Raw genomic sequence first — 15,890 nt, 5'->3', positions numbered from 1 at the left:
CGGGGCTGGCCGCGGTGGCCGGGCTGGCCTGGGCGGCACGCGACGTGCCCGCCCAGCTCGGCGGCCGGCTCTCCGGCGCCCGCGCGGAACGGGCGGCCCGCTCGCCGCGCTTCCGGGACGGCACCTTCCACAACCCGTCGGGCACCCGCAGCACGATGGTCGCCGACCCCGGCCGCAACCTGGTCAAGGAGCTGATCTTCGGCAAGCAGAAGCGGCGGCCGGACAGCGCCGTGCCGCTGCTGCGCCCGGCCGATCCGGCGCCGGCCGACCCGGCCCGCGAGCTGAGCGTCGTCTGGTACGGGCACGCCTCCACGCTTGTCGAGATCGAGGGGCACCGGGTGCTGCTCGACCCGGTCTGGAGCGACCGCTGCTCCCCGTCGGCGCTCGTCGGCCCGCGCCGCATCCACGAGCCGCCGGTCCGCCTCGACGAGCTGCCCCGGCTCGACGCCATCCTCATCTCGCACGACCACTACGACCACCTCGACATGGCCACCGTCCGCGGGCTGCTCGAACACCAGTCCGCGCCGTTCCTCGTGCCGCTCGGCGTCGGCGCCCACCTGGACCGGTGGGGCGTGCCGGAGGACCGGATCGTCGAGCTGGACTGGTCGGAGAGCCACCGGGTCGGCCCGCTGACCCTCACGGCCACCGCCGCCCAGCACTTCTCCGGGCGGGGCCTGCGCCGCGACGGCACCCTCTGGAGTTCCTGGGTGGTGGCCGGGGCGCAGCGGAAGCTCTTCTACACCGGCGACTCCGGCTACTTCGACGGCTACCCCGAGATCGGCGCCGAGCACGGCCCGTTCGACGTCACGCTCATGCAGATCGGCGCGTACGACCGGGCCTGGCCGAGCATCCACATGTTCCCCGAGGAGGCAGTCGCGGCCCACCTCGACCTCCGCGGCGGGCTGCTCGTCCCGGTGCACTGGGCCACCTTCAACCTGGCTCTGCACGACTGGTCCGAGCCGGTCGACCGGCTCTGGGCCGAGGCGAAGGCCCGGGACGTCCGGCTCGCCGTGCCGCGCCCCGGCGAGCGGGTCGTGGTGGACGAGCCGCCGGCGGTGGACGGCTGGTGGCAGGCGGTCGCCTGAGCCACGCCGGAAAATCGGATAAGCCGCCTTCTGTTGGCTATATGTGATTACTCTGTCCGCTGACGATCAGCGGCCGGAGGACAAACATGCAGGTCCGCCTCTCCCCAGGCGTCGAAGATCCCGAGACACTCTCCCGTCCCCGGCCGCCCGGCGGCGCCTTCGGCGCGGCCGTGAAGCGGGCCGTGGACCTCACCGTGGCCCTGGTCGCGCTCCTGGTGGCGGCGCCGGTGCTGGCCGCGGTGGCGGTCGCGGTGCTGCTCACCATGGGCCGGCCGGTGCTGTTCCGGCAGGCGCGGATCGGGCGGCACGGCCGGGAGTTCACCATCCTCAAGTTCCGGTCGATGGCAGCCGGCGCCGACCGGTTCTCCACCGCCGACGACGCCATGCGGCTGACCCCGCTGGGCCGCTGGCTGCGGGACACCAGCCTGGACGAGCTGCCGAGCCTGTGGAACATCGTCCGGGGCGACATGAGCCTGGTCGGGCCGCGTCCGCTGCCGACCAGCTACCGCTTCCGCTACACCCCGGAGCAGTTCCGCCGGCACGAGGTCCGGCCCGGGCTCACCGGGCTCGCCCAGGTCAACGGGCGCAACGAACTCGGCTGGGACGAGAAGTTCGCCTACGACGTCCAGTACGTCGACCAGCACGGCCTCCTGCTCGACCTGCACATCCTGGCCCGCACCGCGGTGGCCGTCCTGCGCCGGCAGGGAATCAGCGCACCCGGCAGCGTCACCGCCCACGAGTTCCGCGGCCTCACCGCGGAGCAGCCGGTCCCGGCGACGGCAGGGAGCGGGTCCCGGTGAGCCTCGACCTCGTCGTCGTCGGCTGCGGAGGCCACGGCCGGGAGATCGCCCAACTCGTGGCGGCGGTCAACGACAGCGCCGCCCGGCCGCCCTGGCGGCTCGTGGGCTACGTCGACGACAACCCGTCGGAGCGCAACCGCAAGCTGGCCGAGGCGGGCGGCACGCCGTACCTCGGGACCCTGGCGGCGCTCGGCCAGCTGCCCCCGCAGACCCACGTGGTGCTCGGCCTGGGCGACCCGCGGGTCCGCCGGACGGTCGGCGCGCGGGTCGACGCGGTCGGCCGGCCCACCGCCAGCCTGGTCCACCCGGACGCCACCGTCGGGGCCGACCTGGTCGCGGCCGAGGGTCTCGTGGTGTTCGCCGGCGGCCGGATCACCACCAACGTCGTCGTCGGCCGGCACCTGCACGTGAACCAGAACGCCACCCTGGCGCACGACTGCGTGGTCGGCGACTACGTCTCGCTGCACCCGCTCGCCGCCGTCTCCGGCGACTGCCGCCTGGACACCGCCGCGCTGGTCGGTGCGGGAGCAGTGGTCCTGCCCGGGCTGCGCGTCGGAGCCGGTGCGACGGTCGGCGCGGGCGCCTGCGTGGTGCGGGACGTGCCACCCGCCACCGTGGTCAAGGGCGTGCCGGCCCGCTGACTCAGAGCACGAAGGCGTCCGTCCAGAGGGCGCCGGAGCGGCCGGAGAGCGCGTCCAGCATGGCCACCGCCTGCCCGTCGGTGAGCTGCGCGACGAAGTCGACGATGGCCCGCCCCCGGGCCCGGCCGATCCGGTCCGGCGTCCGCGGGTGCAGCTCCGCCTCGGCCAGCTCGACCAGGTCGTGCAGCCGGCGGGGCAGCCGGGACTCCTCCTCCGGGTCGAGCAGCCACTCCCACAGGGCCTCCACCAGCGTGCCGAGCAGCCGCGCCTGGCCCCGCTGGTGCAGGGCCAGGTCCGGCCGGGCCAGCACGAACCGGTGGTGCACGAACTTGAGCACCTGCACCTCGTGCCACTGCGGCTTGGCCAGCAGCACGTGCCCGGAGCGGACATCCGGCTCCGGGGTCACCGTGATGGCCTCGACGAACCGGGTGGACCAGCGGGCGGAGAACCGGGCCACGTACTGCTCGGCCTCGATCGAGCCGTCGAAGGGCAACGCCAGCAGGCCCTCCACCAGCTCCTCGCGGACGTGCTCCACCGCGGCGGCGAACGCCTCGTCGTCGGCGACCCAGGCGTCCTTGCGGTGCAACTGGCGGCGCAGCCGCTCGATGGCCGCACCGGGCCGCCGGCCGGCCGCCGCCAGCGCCGAGGAGGTGATCGCCCGGAAGTGCCCGCACTCGCGCTGCCAGGCCGACAGCTCGGCCGCCACCGCGCCCTGCTGGAGCACCCCGACCCGGTAGAAGTCCTCCACGTCGTGAATGGCGTACGCGATGTCGTCGGCCGTGTCCATGATCGACGCCTCGGGCGTCTGCTGCCAGTCGGGGATGCGGCCGGCGAACGGCTCCCGGGCCTGCCGCAGGTCGTCCACCTCGGTCCGGTACGCGCCGAACTTCGCCGACCCGCTCTCCGGGTCGTCGGGCGGGGCGGCCGCGCCGCGCGGGGCCGGGTCCAGGTGCCGCGGGTGCGGGTCGGGGTGGTCGAGCCGGGTCCACGGGTACTTCAGCATCGCCGCGCGGACCGCGGCCGTCAGGTCCAGGCCGGTGGTCGCCGCGCCGCGGATCTCGGTGCTCGTGACGATCCGGTACGACTGGGCGTTGCCCTCGAAGCCGTCGGCCAGCCCGAGCCGCTGCCGGGCCGGTCCAGCACCCGCTCCCCCAGGTGCCCGAACGGCGGGTGCCCGAGGTCGTGGCCGAGCGCGGCCGCCTCTACCACGTCCGGGTCGCAGCCGCCCAGCTTCTCCAGCACGTCGCGGTGCGCCGGGTGGGCGGTCAGCCGCTCGGCGACCGCCCGGGCCACCTGCGCCACCTTGAGGCTGTGGGTGAGCCGATTGTGCACGAGCAGCCCCGACCCGCCCGGGCTGATCACCTGGGTCACCCCGTTCAGCCGGGCGAAGAACGGTGACCCGACGATCCGGTCCCGGTCCGCCCGGAACGGGCTGGCCGCCAGGTCGCCGAGCGCCCGGGCGCTACCGCCGAAGAGCCGCCGGGCGCGCGGATCCGCAGCTTGTTCCATGATCGCCACGCTAGCGCAGGGTGCCGCAGGTCGCGATGCGCCTGCCCGCTCATGGGCCTGTGTGCCGGATGGGCCGGCGGGTGCGGCGCGGCCCGCCGGGACACGACCGGCACAATGGCTGCCGAACCCACCCGAGAAGGCGGATCAGATCGTGACCCAGTCTGTGCACCAGCGAATCGCCGAGGAGCTCGGCGTCGCCGAACGTCAGGTGCGGGCGGCCGTGGAGCTGCTCGACGGCGGCGCCACCGTGCCGTTCATCGCCCGCTACCGCAAGGAGGCCACCGGCCTGCTCGACGACGCGCAACTGCGCACCCTGGAGGAGCGGCTGCGCTACCTGCGGGAGCTGGACGAGCGGCGCGCCGCGGTGCTGGAGTCCATCCGCGGGCAGGGCAAGCTGGACGAGGCCCTGGAAGCGCAGATCATGGCGGCCGACTCGAAGTCCCGGCTGGAGGACATCTACCTGCCCTACAAGCCGAAGCGGCGGACCCGGGCGCAGATCGCCCGCGAGGCCGGGCTGGAGCCCCTCGCCGACACGCTACTGGCCGACCCGACGCGGGACCCCCGCGCCACGGCCGCCGACTTCGTCGACGCGGAGCGGGGGGTGGCCGACACGGCCGCCGCGCTCGACGGCGCGCGGGCCATCCTCATCGAACGGTTCGCCGAGGACGCCGACCTCATCGGCATGCTGCGGGAGCAGATGTGGTCGCGGGGCCGGCTGGTCTCCCGGGTACGCGAGGGCCAGGAATCGGCCGGCGCCAAGTTCGCCGACTACTTCGACTTCGCCGAGCCGTACCCGAAGCTTCCCTCGCACCGGATCCTCGCCATGTTCCGGGGTGAGAAGGAGGGCGTGCTCGACCTGACCATGGACCCGGAGGCCGACGGCGACTGCGACGCCGTAATCACCGGCCCCACCCGGTACGAGGCGGCCATCGCCGGCCGGTTCGGGGTCAGCGACCATGGGCGGCCCGCCGACCGGTGGCTCACCGACACGGTGCGCTGGGCCTGGCGTACCCGGATCCTCATCCACCTCGGCGCCGACCTGCGGCTGCGGCTCTGGCAGGCGGCCGAGGAGGAGGCGGTCCGGGTCTTCGCCACCAACCTGCGCGACCTGCTGCTGGCCGCGCCGGCCGGCGCCCGCCCGACCATGGGCCTCGACCCGGGCCTGCGGACCGGCGTGAAGGTGGCCGTGGTCGACGCCACCGGCAAGGTGGTCGCCACCGACACCATCTATCCCCACGAGCCGCGCCGGCAGTGGGACGCCTCCCTGCACACGCTGGCGACCCTGGCCGCGGCGCACGGCGTCGAGCTGGTCGCAATCGGCAACGGCACCGCCAGCCGGGAGACCGACAAGCTCGCCGGTGACCTGATCAAGCGGCACCCGGAGCTGAGGCTGACCAAGGTGGTGGTCTCCGAGGCGGGCGCGTCGGTCTACTCCGCCTCCGCGTACGCCTCGCAGGAGCTGCCGGGTCTCGACGTCTCGCTGCGCGGTGCGGTCTCCATCGCCCGCCGCCTCCAGGACCCCCTCGCCGAGCTCGTCAAGATCGACCCGCGCTCGATCGGCGTGGGGCAGTACCAGCACGACCTGTCCGAGGTGAAGCTGTCCCGCTCCCTCGACGCGGTCGTCGAGGACTGCGTCAACGCCGTCGGCGTCGACGTCAACACGGCCTCCGCCCCGCTGCTCACCCGGGTCTCCGGCATCGGCGCCGGGCTGGCTGAGAACATCGTGCTGCACCGGGACGCCAACGGGCCGTTCCGCACCCGAGCCGAGCTGAGGAAGGTGCCCCGGCTCGGGCCGAAGGCGTTCGAGCAGTGCGCCGGCTTCCTGCGCATCCCGGGCGGCGACGACCCGCTCGACTCCTCCAGCGTGCACCCTGAGGCGTACCCGGTGGTGCGCCGGATCCTCGCCCACACCGGCCAGGACCTGCGCGCGCTGATCGGCAAGTCGGCCATCCTGCGCGGGCTGCGGGCGACCGAGTTCGTCGACGACACCTTCGGCCTGCCCACCGTCACCGACATCCTCGCCGAGCTGGAGAAGCCCGGCCGCGACCCGCGCCCGGAATTCCGGACGGCCACCTTCGCGGAGGGCGTGGAGAAGATCAACGACCTCACGCCGGGGATGGTGCTGGAGGGCGTCGTCACCAACGTGGCCGCGTTCGGCGCGTTCGTCGACGTCGGGGTGCACCAGGACGGCCTCGTCCACGTCTCGGCACTGTCGCACACCTTCGTCAAGGACCCGCGCGACGTGGTGAAGTCCGGCGACGTGGTCCGGGTGCGGGTGCTCGACGTCGACGTACCCCGCAAGCGGATCTCGCTGACCCTGCGCCTAGAGGATGAGACCCCGGCCGGACGCCCGCAGGGCGGCGACGCGCGCCGAGACCCCGGCGGCCAGGGTAGTGGCCAGGGCGGCGGTCAGCGCGGCGACGGCCAGGGTGGCGGCGGCCAGGGCGGCGGCGGTTCGCGCGGTGACCGGGGCGGCTCGCGTGGCGGGCCGCAGCAGCGACCGGGGCGCGGCGGAGGGGCTCCGGCGCCGGAGAACAGTGCCATGGCGGACGCGCTGCGCCGCGCCGGCCTTGCCTGAGGTCTACGGCGCTGTCGAGCTGCCGTCGCGAATGACTCGGCTCGGCAGCGGACCCGCCTCGAGGCTGATCCGGGAGCGGTGGCCCGCCTTTCCAATCTTGGACAGTTGCCGTTCGCGGCGAACGGCAACTGTTCAAGATCCGGAGAGGCCGCCCGTCGTGCTGGTGCCCGCACCGAGGCTGGGGCGCTGGTTCGCCCCCGCTGCTAGGGCGACGGCGGACGCTCCGACCTCGCCTGAGGTGTCGGGGGTGCTGTCGAGCTGACCTCACGAACGACTCGCCCGGCTGACATCACGAGGGCTCGCTGCGCCTACAGCAGGAGGTCGCCTGCGCCGACAGCAGGCAAAGGTCACTGCCCGCACAGCACGGGGGGGGCAGGCTGTGCGCAGACAGCAGCGACGACTCAGCTCGACAGCGTGACCGGGAGATGGCCCCCGGAAACGTGGACATTGCGGTGCGGGGCGGGGCGCGTACCCTCGCGGGCGTGGGTGGGGACGACGGCCTAAAGTGGCGGGAGCGGCAGCGCCGCGCGGTGCGGGCCCACGCGGCGGCCGACGCCCGGCAGCGCGCCGCCGAGCAGGCGGAGGCCGCGGAGCTGGTGGCCCGGTTCGCCGCCGAGGCGCTGCGCCGCGGGCTACGCACCGAGCGGCTGACCGCGGCCGGCTACGACGGGCGAGGCCGCTACCGGACCCGGCTCACCGGCTGGTACGTGGACCGGGCGCGCAGCCGGGCGGTGGACACCGAGGGCCGCTTCTACCTGCTGGCCGTGCCGCCGAGCCTGCGCTCGCGGCTGTTCGGGGCCGACCCCGAGCCCGCCCCGCCGCCACTGGTGGTCGGGCGGGGCGGCCGGGACGGCGAGTCGGTGCCCCTGGCGACGCTGCTCAGCCTGCGTCTCGAGGCGGGCGACGACTCGCGCTGAACCCCGCGGGCCGGTCGGCCTGCTGCCGCGGCACGCCCCGCGCGGACCGCCGCTCCACCCGCCGCCACCAGGACCGCTGCACGACCAGGGTGAGCAGGCCGGCCAGCACGATGGCCGCCAGGTTGATCACGAGCTGGAGGGCGGAGCCGGCCGCCTCGGTCCAGACTCCGTAGGCCGCGGCGACCGCCACGTTCGCCGCCGCCGGCACGGTGGTCACCGAGATCAGCACGCCGACCAGCGAGCCGGACTTCTTCGCCGTCAGCGAGAGCATGCCGGCGATCCCGGCGAGCACGCCGACCACCCAGGAGAGCGCGTCCGGGCGCCAGATGAAGTCGGTCAGCGGCCGGTCGGCCAGCAGCAGGTCCCGGCTGACCAGCCCGGCGCCGGTGAGCGCCCAGGTGCTCAGCACGGTGACCAGCATGGCGGCGAGGAAGCCGACCACCAGGGCCTGCACGGACCGGCCGATGACGTCCGGCTGCCGGCGCAGCAGGGCCACGCAGAGCGCGGCGAGCGGGCCGAACTCCGGGCCGACCACCATCGCGCCGACGATCAGGATGGGCTGGTCGAGCAGCACGCCGATGCCGGCAATCATGGTGGCGACGGTGATCAGCGCCAGGAAGGTGCCGGTGAGCACGGTCTGCTCACCGGTCTTCGCGGCGATCTCGTCCCACACCACGGCGTCCTCGCCGTGCCCGGGGGCGTCGGCCGCAGCCTGGTCGGCCGCCGCTGACAGGGTCAGCTCGACGTCGTCGGCCGCGATCGCCCCGTGCGCCTCGACGCCCAACTCCTGCAGCCTGCGCAGCACGCCGTCGGCGCTCTCCCGGACCACGTCGCAGGTGATGTAGTCACCGGCCGGCTGGCGGGCGACCCCGGGGAGCACGACGAGGTGGGTGACGCCGGGATCGGCCGCCAGCAGATCCGCGACGGCACCCGACCTGTCCGGGGGCGAGATCACCCTCAGGTGCAGCACCGGCCACCTCCCCTGCGCTCGCGGCGGCCCAGCACCGCCGGCCGCCGCACTCTACTCGTCCCGCCGTGAGTTGGGCCGGATCAGGTGGTTTTGGGACGAGAGCCAGGGCACGGCATTACCTAAGTGCGTTGCTGTCCGTTTTACCGGCCGTGACCAGTCGCAGCGATCACCGTTACCCACCGTCCCGGTCGGAGGCCCGATGAGCGGCCGTATCTACCTGTCGCCGCCCGACGTCGGGCCTCTGGAGGAGTCGTACGTCCTCCAGGCGCTCCGCTCCGGCTGGGTCGCCCCCCTCGGCCCCGAGGTCGAGGCGTTCGAGCGGGAGATCGCCGAAAGGATCGGGGCCGCGCACGCCCTGGCGGTCAACTCCGGCACGTCCGCCCTCCACCTAGCGCTCCTGTCCCTCGGGGCGGGACCGGGCACCGTGGTGGTGGCGCCGACGATGACCTTCGTCGCCACCGCCAACGCCGCGGTCTACACCGGCGCCGAGCCCGTCTTCGTTGACTGCGACCGGGCGAACGGCAACATCGACGTCGCTGCGCTGGAGGAGATGCTGCACCGGCTGAGCCGGGCGGGCGAGAAGGTCGCCGCGGTGCTCGTGGCGGACATGTTCGGGAGCTGCGCCGAGTACGACGACATCCTGCCGGTCTGTGCCGCCGCCGGGGTGCCGGTCGTGGAGGACGCGGCGCAGGCTCTGGGTGCGACGCACCACGGGCGCCCGGCCGCCTCGTTCGGTCGGCTCGCCGCCCTCTCGTTCAACGGCAACAAGATCATCACGACCTCCGGTGGCGGCATGCTGGTCACCGACGACGCCGCGCTGCTCGCCCGCTGCCGGCACCTGGCCACCCAGGCGCGGGAACCCGTGCCCCACTACGAGCACGCGGACGTCGGTTACAACTACCGGCTGAGCAACCTGCTCGCCGCACTCGGACGGGCGCAACTGCGCCGGCTGGACGGCATGATGCGCCGCCGGCGACTGATCCGCGAGCGGTACGCCAAGCTCTTCTCCACCGTCCCGGGCGTACGCCTGCTGGCGGACGGCGACGAGGGCTCGAACTGCTGGCTGACCAGCATCGTGGTCGACCCGGAGCGGTCGGGGTGGCGGGCGGCGGAGCTCGGCACACACCTCGGCGCGCAGGACATCGAGACCCGGCCGGTGTGGAAGCCCATGCACCTGCAGCCAGTCTTCGCGGGTTGCCGGGCGGTGATCACCGGGGCGGCGGAGAACCTGTTCGCGCAGGGCCTCACGCTGCCCAGCGGTTCCGTCCTGGACGACCGCCGGATGGCGCGGGTCGTCGGCGCCATCAAGGAGTTCCTGGACCGCCGGCGATGACGGGCACCGCCGCCGGCGGGGCGTTCCCGACCTGGACGACGAGGAGGTAGGCGTGCGACCACTGCGAATCGCCGTCCTGTTGAAGACCAACCAGGGCGGGCTCTGGATCATCCCCCAGGTGGAGGAACTCCGCCGTCGCGGGCACGAGGTGATGGTGATCCTCCCGCCCGGCGCGGGCCGGCTGACGGAGGAGCTGCGGCGGAGTGGCGTCGAGGTGCACGAGTCACCGTTCGACTTCCGCTTCCGGCCCGCGATCGCGACCGTGCGCGGACTGTGGCGGCTCCGGCAGCTCGCTCGTCGGCTTCGCCTCGACGTGCTGAACTACCACCTGTACGCGTCCGCGCTCGCCGCGCGCTTCGCCACCGTCGGCCTGCCGTTGCGGCGGGTGCACATGGTGGCCGGACCGCTCTACCTGGAGTCCCCGCTGATCCGGGCGGCGGAACGCCTTCTGTGGCGGCTGGACAGCGTGACCATCTGCGGCACCGGCTACACCTCCCGGCTTTACGGGGCGCTCGGGTGCCCGGCGGATCGGCGGCCGGTGAAGTCCTACGGGGCACGGACCCCTCACTTCGCCGCCCTGGAGGGCCCGGCCGGCCGGGAGGAAACCCGGGCCAAGGCCCGCGCGGAACTCGGCATCGAGGAGGACGCGTTCGTCGTCATCATGGTTGCGTACGTCTATCCACCTCGGAAGATGGTCTTCCAGGGGCGCGGCATCAAGGGCCACGACGTGCTGCTGACGGCGTGGCAGGCGTTCCACGAGCTGCACCCGCGCTCCCGGCTGCTGCTCGTGGGCGCCGGCTTCTCGCCTGCCGGTGAGGCCCACCGGCAGGAACTGGTTCGGCAGTTCCACCTGGACCGGGACGACAGCGTTTCCTGGCTGACCTCGGTGGCGGACGTCCGCGACTGCTATCGGGCGGCCGATGTCAGCGTCAGCCCGTCGCTCTCTGAGGGGCACGGCGCCGCCTGCGAGGCCAGCGCGTCGGGGGTGCCGTGCATCGTCAGCGACGCCGGTGGGTTGCCCGAGACGGTGGACGAGACGACCGGCTGGGTGGTGCCGCGGGGGGACCCGACGGCGCTGGGTGCTGCGTTGCGGGGCGCGTACCGCGAGTTCGTCGACGGCGAACTCCGGGCGCGCGGTGAACGGGCACAGCGGTTCGCCATCCGGCACTTCGACAACCGGACGACGGCGGTCGGGGTCGCCGACATCGTGGAGGCCGCGTGCCGGACCATCGCCGGGAGGCCCTGATGCGGGTCGTAGTGACGTCGGAGTCCCGATTCAGTCGCACGCCGGACGGTCGGGTGTGGGTCGAGGCCGGGCCGGCCAACCCGGTCTGGCGCCGCTACCTAGTGGCTTTCGATCAGGTACGGATCGCCGCCCGGGTTCGCGATGTTACCGAGGTACCGGATGCGGCCGCCCGTGTGGACGGAGACGGGGTCGAGGTCTGGCCGCTGCCGTACTACCTCGGCTTCCGCGGGTACCTGCAACGGCGGTGGGCCGTCGCCCGGTCGGTGACCGCCGCGGCGGACCGGCGGGACGGCGTGATCCTCCGGGTGCCCTCCCCGATCGGCTCCCTGCTGGCGGCGGCACGGGACCGCGCCCGCCTGCCGTACGCCCTGGAGGTGATCGGCGACCCGTATGACGTGCTCGCTCCCGGCGTGGTCCGGCACCCGCTGCGGCCGCTGCTGCAGGTCGCGTCGACCCGGCGGCTCCGCCGGCAGTGCCGAACCGCCGCCGCGGTGGCGTACGAGACGGAGCGGCGCCTGCAAAGCAGGTACCCGGCCCTGGCGGCGACGCCCACAGCGGCCATCTCCAGCGTCGACCTGCCGCCCGCAGCGTTCGTGGCGCAGGCCCGCCCGGTCCGGCCGCCGCTGCGGGACGTAACCCTGGTCTCGGTCGGTTCCCTGGAACAGCTCTACAAGGGCATCGACACTCTCATCGAGGCACTCGCGCTGATCCCCGCCGCCGGGCTCCACACGCGGCTGGTGCACGTGGGAGTGGGTGCCTACCGTTCCCACCTGGAACAGCTCGCCGCCCGGCTGGGTGTCGCGCACCGGGTGACGTTCACCGGACCGCTGCCCACCGTCGAGGCGGTCCGTCACCAACTGGACGCGGGGGACCTCTTCGTGATGCCCTCGCGCACAGAGGGATTGCCGCGAGCGCTCATCGAGGCGATGGCTCGGGCGCTCCCGGCGGTCGGCTCCACCGCAGGTGGCATTCCGGAACTCCTTGCGCGGGAGCACCTCGTCCCACCCAACGACCCCGCCGCTCTGGCCGCCGCCATCACGGGCGTCCTGACCGACCCCGACGCGCTGGCCGCCGCCTCGGCTCGCAACCTCGCGCGGGCTCGCGACTTTTCCGCCGAGACCCTCGACGCACGGCGTGCCGAGTACTACCGGGCGGTTGCCGAAGCCACCGAGCGGCGGCGGACGCGTCGCGTCACACCAGTCCCTGGGCTGCCCTCCCGCTGACCGGCCCACAAGCGAAGGCGCCCCGCGCCGGCTGGCGGGGGCGCCTTCGGAGACGTCGGGCTACCCCTGCTGGCGTCCGGCGACCTCGCGGAGGATCTCTAGATAGCGGCCGAGCTGGTCCTCCCGAAACAAGCCCTCCAGGGCGGCGGCCGGGACAGCGGGGAGCCAGCCGACCTGCTCCTTCACGGCGAGCCACTCCCGCAACTGCCTGGCAATGGAGTGCGGGTCGTTGTGGGTGACACCGGCGCCGCGTTCCCGCAGCAGCTTCGCCGCCACGCCGCCCTCGTACCCGAGCAGGAGGATCGGGCGGCGGGCGTACAGGTAGTCGAATATCTTGCCGGTCATCGTGCCGGCATCCCGGGGGTCGTTCCACATCAACAGGACGAGCGCGTCCGCGTCCGCCTGGATCCGCCAGGACTTCTCCGGAGGTACCGATCCCAGCACGCTGACCGAATCCGCCACCCCGGCACGCTCGACGGCTGCGCGGACGACCCCGTTGTCCTCCCCGGCGAAGACCACGTGGACGCGGGCCGCGTCCGGGCCGAGCAGAGCGATCGCGTCGAGCAGCGGGCGGGGGTCCCGCTTCCCCGGGTAGACGTTTCCGGTGTGGGCCAGGGTCAGCGTGGTCGCGGACAGGCCGTGGCCGCCTGGCCCGGGGCCGTTAGGCACCATGGGTGCCGGTAGCGGTCTGCCGTCGATGCCGTTCATGATCACGTGGGTGTCGACCCCGAACGTTCGACGCAGGGTCTCGGCCAGTGGCTCGGAGACGGTCACGCAGGTCGCGACCGACCGGAGCACCCGACGTTCCAGCCTCCGGTCGACCGCCAGCCGCGGCACCGACCGTACCCAGTACTCGTTACCCACCGACCAGAGGTCCCGGTAGTCGGCGACCCAGGGCACCCGGAGCCGGCGTGCGAGTGACGCCGCCACCGCGAAACCGGAGAAGGGCGGACCGGACACCAGAATGACGTCCGGCCGCCAGTCGCTCGCAGCGCGCTCAAAGCCCCGGACTGCCGGCCGGATCCAGTTGAGCTGTGGGTCGGGCAGCAGCAGTTCCATTCCGGCCTTGACGAGCCAGCGCTTCATGCCACTGCGGACCGCGGCGATCCTCCGCCTTGACCGAGTCGGTTGGCCGGCACCCGGCACGACCACAGGCCGGTTGAACCGGGGAAGCTTCGGCGACGGGGCGACCCGGATCACACGCTCCTCGGGCAGCGGAGTCGGCTCGCCGCCCTGGTCCGCACCGATGGCGGTCAGCACGCGGACGTCCCACCCCTGCCGCAGCGCCAGGGCGGCGAGCGCCGCCGGTCGGCGGGCCCCGATCGTCTCGGCGGGCGGGAAGTGGTAGGAGATGACGAGCAGCCGCAGCGGTGTCCCGGGATTCCGTGGACTGTCGGTCACGGCTGGCCTCCTGGCCACCAGCGGCGAACGCCCTGCATTGACGCGCACTCCTCTCCTCGCCTCCCCATCCGATCAACGAGGGATGCCCGCGGGAGACATGGCAGCCGCGGAAGGCAGGAAGTATGGCCGCCGTGAGCCTTTAGCCCCGCGACACGAGCTGCGGCGCCGAGCCGGCGGGCCACCAGCCAGAGCGACCACCCCTCCAGCCACATTGATTCGGCGACAACGGACTCAATTCAGGAACGGTCTCAGCGCCTCCGCAGCGGCCGTTCCGTCATGCCACCGGCAGACAAATCCCGGCCCCTGCGCCGCCAATCCCGCGTACCGCTCCGGGCCGTCGACGATGCCCGCGATCACGTCCGCGAAGACGGCCGGAGGGGCGTTCACGATCGGCGGCGGCTCCGGCATCAACGCCGTCGTTTCGTCACCCACATAGCCGACGACAAGCCGGCCAGCCGCCATCGCTTCCACCGCCGCCACCCCGTAGCTGCCGGTGAGGATCTGGTCGACCACCACATCCGTCCGGGCGATCAACGCGGGCATCGCCTCGTTCGGCACCAGCCCCGGATTCACGTAGCGGATCCGCCCGCGTCGTGCGAGATCCTGCAGGACCGGCTCGATGACCTCCGTGCCCTTGATCGGTGGAGAGGTGCGGCTCGGCCGGTGCAGCACGGTCGGCACCCGGTCCCGCAGCGCCGGTCTGTCTGCCGCCCACACCACCGGGTCGATCGAAACCGGCAGCCACCTCGCCCAGCCGGCGTCAAGTAGCAGGTCGGGGGTGGACACGAACAGCGGTGCCTCCAGCTCCCGGGCGATCTGCCGGTTCTGCCGGGCCCGATCCGCGGCGGCCGCCACCCAGCTCTGCGGGGCGCTCGCGTAGTAGGAGAACGAATGCCGACGCATGTGCGCCTCGGGGTCACGTAGGTCGGTGCCGTGGGAGATCAACGCTACGGCCAGGCCGTCGCTGCGTAGACGGTCATAGTCGGCGTCGATGTGGACCAGGCCGGGCCGCCCGTACACCGGCAGGAAACCGTCCACCGCCAGGTGCGTCACCCCCCGCAGGACCCGGTGACGCGTCCACGCTACCCGCCCCCACTCGGGCATCACACGGGGGTGAGGCAGCCGCCGGTCGACGGGGAACCGAAACCCTCCCCGCTGGAACGGCAACCGGTCCGGAAAGGCGAACGCAACCGCCGGAACACCGAACGCCCGCCGCACCGCCCGCGCCCACTGGTGAGCCTGCCCGGCATAGTTCGCCGGTCCCACCGCGAAGCCCCGCACCGTGGCCGTCACTTGACTGCTGCGCACCCGCTGCCTCTCCAGTCTGTTCCCGCTCATCCGGACACCGCGGCTGGCTGCTTGGCGGTCGCCTGCCCGGTAGAACGGGCCGGAGCCTGCCGGTACAGCCAGCCGGCCGCCGACCCGAGCATCCCCACCGTCACCACCACGACACCGGCAGCGAACAGCAGCCCGGAGACGTGGCCCTTAACCGCCAGCAGCAGCGGATAGCTCACCCCGGCGGCGGAGAGGAACAGCCAACGGTGACGCAGCCACACGCGCAGCGGCACCCCGACCAGGTGCAGCGACCACCGCACGTAGTACACACTGATAACCGTGCCGGCCGCCGCGTAGCAGGCCACCCCGACCGTGGGACCCCCACCGGCCACGCCGACCGCCAGCGAACCGACCCGCACCGCCGTCTCCACCCCCGACAGCAACAGCAGCCGCCGCAACTCGTTCTTCACCGTCATGAGGGTGGACAGCGGGCTGGACACGAACGACGCCGCCAGCCACGGCGCGAGGACCGCCGCCAGCACTCCGGCCTGACGCCACCGGTCCCCGAACGCCGCCGCAAACAGCTCCGGCCCTGCCACCGCCACCAACCCGAAGCACGGCACCGCCAGCATCGCCAGCCCCGACGCGGTGCGGTCCACTGCGTCGCGCAGGTCACCGCCGTCCCGGTCGAGCTGGGCGAGCTTCGGGTAGAGGACCGCGCTGACCGCCTGTCCGACGAGGGCGGTGGGCAGAGTGAGGATGCGGGTGGCGAACGCGAACAGCCCGGACACGGTCACGCCGTAGCAGGCCGCGACGATCGGGGACACCGCGGCGACGCTGAGAGTGTTCAGCACGGCCGGCACGGTCGACAGCAGGCAGAACTGCCGCCACCGGTGCGCAGTCGCCCACCAG

At 73.3% G+C, this 15,890-nt stretch carries 12 protein-coding genes and 1 pseudogene; 8 read left to right on the top strand and 5 right to left on the bottom strand.

Going from position 1 to position 15,890, the window contains the following annotated elements:
- The 3 genes from F8274_RS23695 to F8274_RS23685 form a co-directional block, all read left to right on the top strand.
- The coding region (locus F8274_RS23695) for an MBL fold metallo-hydrolase (protein ID WP_225853942.1) at positions 1-1,085 on the top strand (1,085 nt) is incomplete at its 5' end.
- A gap of 86 nt (positions 1,086-1,171) precedes the next feature.
- Positions 1,172-1,885: a sugar transferase gene (locus F8274_RS23690; RefSeq protein WP_151464576.1), complete on the top strand. Its 714-nt coding sequence runs from the start codon at positions 1,172-1,174 to the stop codon at positions 1,883-1,885.
- The gene (locus F8274_RS23685) at positions 1,882-2,526 is read left to right on the top strand and encodes a NeuD/PglB/VioB family sugar acetyltransferase (RefSeq protein WP_151464575.1); all 645 of its coding nucleotides are present in this window, start codon (positions 1,882-1,884) and stop codon (positions 2,524-2,526) included. Before F8274_RS23690 ends, F8274_RS23685 begins: the two co-directional genes overlap by 4 nt.
- A gap of 1 nt (position 2,527) precedes the next feature.
- Here F8274_RS23685 and F8274_RS23680 read toward each other — a convergent pair.
- Positions 2,528-4,035: pseudogene (locus F8274_RS23680) on the bottom strand (deoxyguanosinetriphosphate triphosphohydrolase family protein).
- Between the two features lie 151 nt (positions 4,036-4,186).
- On the opposite strand from F8274_RS23680, the gene F8274_RS23675 reads away from it, so the two are divergent.
- Positions 4,187-6,613, top strand: coding sequence for a Tex family protein (locus F8274_RS23675; RefSeq protein ID WP_151464574.1), 2,427 nt, complete (start codon positions 4,187-4,189; stop codon positions 6,611-6,613).
- 482 nt (positions 6,614-7,095) lie between these two features.
- Positions 7,096-7,530: a hypothetical protein gene (locus F8274_RS23670; protein WP_192579954.1), complete on the top strand. Its 435-nt coding sequence runs from the start codon at positions 7,096-7,098 to the stop codon at positions 7,528-7,530.
- On the opposite strand, the gene F8274_RS23665 is transcribed toward F8274_RS23670, so the two are convergent.
- Positions 7,493-8,500: a DUF389 domain-containing protein gene (locus F8274_RS23665; protein ID WP_151464572.1), complete on the bottom strand. Its 1,008-nt coding sequence runs from the start codon at positions 8,498-8,500 to the stop codon at positions 7,493-7,495. The two genes, F8274_RS23670 and F8274_RS23665, sit on opposite strands and share 38 nt — an antisense overlap.
- A 199-nt stretch (positions 8,501-8,699) precedes the next feature.
- Between F8274_RS23665 and F8274_RS23660 the strand changes: the two genes are divergently transcribed.
- The 3 genes from F8274_RS23660 (at position 8,700) to F8274_RS23650 (ending at position 12,302) form a co-directional block, all read left to right on the top strand.
- Positions 8,700-9,833, top strand: a complete 1,134-nt coding sequence (locus F8274_RS23660; protein WP_151464571.1) for a DegT/DnrJ/EryC1/StrS aminotransferase family protein — start codon at positions 8,700-8,702, stop codon at positions 9,831-9,833.
- 52 nt (positions 9,834-9,885) lie between these two features.
- Positions 9,886-11,079: a glycosyltransferase family 4 protein gene (locus F8274_RS23655; protein WP_225853941.1), complete on the top strand. Its 1,194-nt coding sequence runs from the start codon at positions 9,886-9,888 to the stop codon at positions 11,077-11,079.
- Positions 11,080-11,252: 173 nt separating this feature from the next.
- Positions 11,253-12,302: a glycosyltransferase gene (locus F8274_RS23650; RefSeq protein WP_225853940.1), complete on the top strand. Its 1,050-nt coding sequence runs from the start codon at positions 11,253-11,255 to the stop codon at positions 12,300-12,302.
- A gap of 60 nt (positions 12,303-12,362) precedes the next feature.
- Here the strand turns inward: F8274_RS23650 and F8274_RS23645 are convergent, their stop codons facing one another.
- The 3 genes from F8274_RS23645 to F8274_RS23635 all read right to left on the bottom strand — a co-directional run.
- Entirely contained in the window at positions 12,363-13,703 is a 1,341-nt protein-coding gene (locus F8274_RS23645) for a glycosyltransferase (protein ID WP_192579953.1), read from the bottom strand.
- A gap of 231 nt (positions 13,704-13,934) precedes the next feature.
- Complete coding sequence (locus F8274_RS23640; RefSeq protein WP_151464567.1) at positions 13,935-14,756, bottom strand: glycosyltransferase family 4 protein; 822 nt, start codon at positions 14,754-14,756, stop codon at positions 13,935-13,937.
- A gap of 281 nt (positions 14,757-15,037) precedes the next feature.
- On the bottom strand, positions 15,038-15,890 hold an 853-nt coding region (locus F8274_RS23635), incomplete at its 5' end, for an oligosaccharide flippase family protein (RefSeq protein WP_151464566.1).

It is taken from the genome of Micromonospora sp. AMSO31t (assembly GCF_008868175.1).
Lineage (GTDB): Bacteria > Actinomycetota > Actinomycetes > Mycobacteriales > Micromonosporaceae > Micromonospora.
This window is presented reverse-complemented; position numbering and strand designations above follow the sequence as displayed.

Excerpts from the sequence above, each read along its gene's own strand:
- F8274_RS23690 (WP_151464576.1), top strand. The coding sequence starts at position 1,172 with ATGCAGGTCCGCCTCTCCCCAGGCGTCGAAGATCCCGAGACACTCTCC.
- F8274_RS23660 (WP_151464571.1), top strand. The coding sequence starts at position 8,700 with ATGAGCGGCCGTATCTACCTGTCGCCGCCCGACGTCGGGCCTCTGGAG.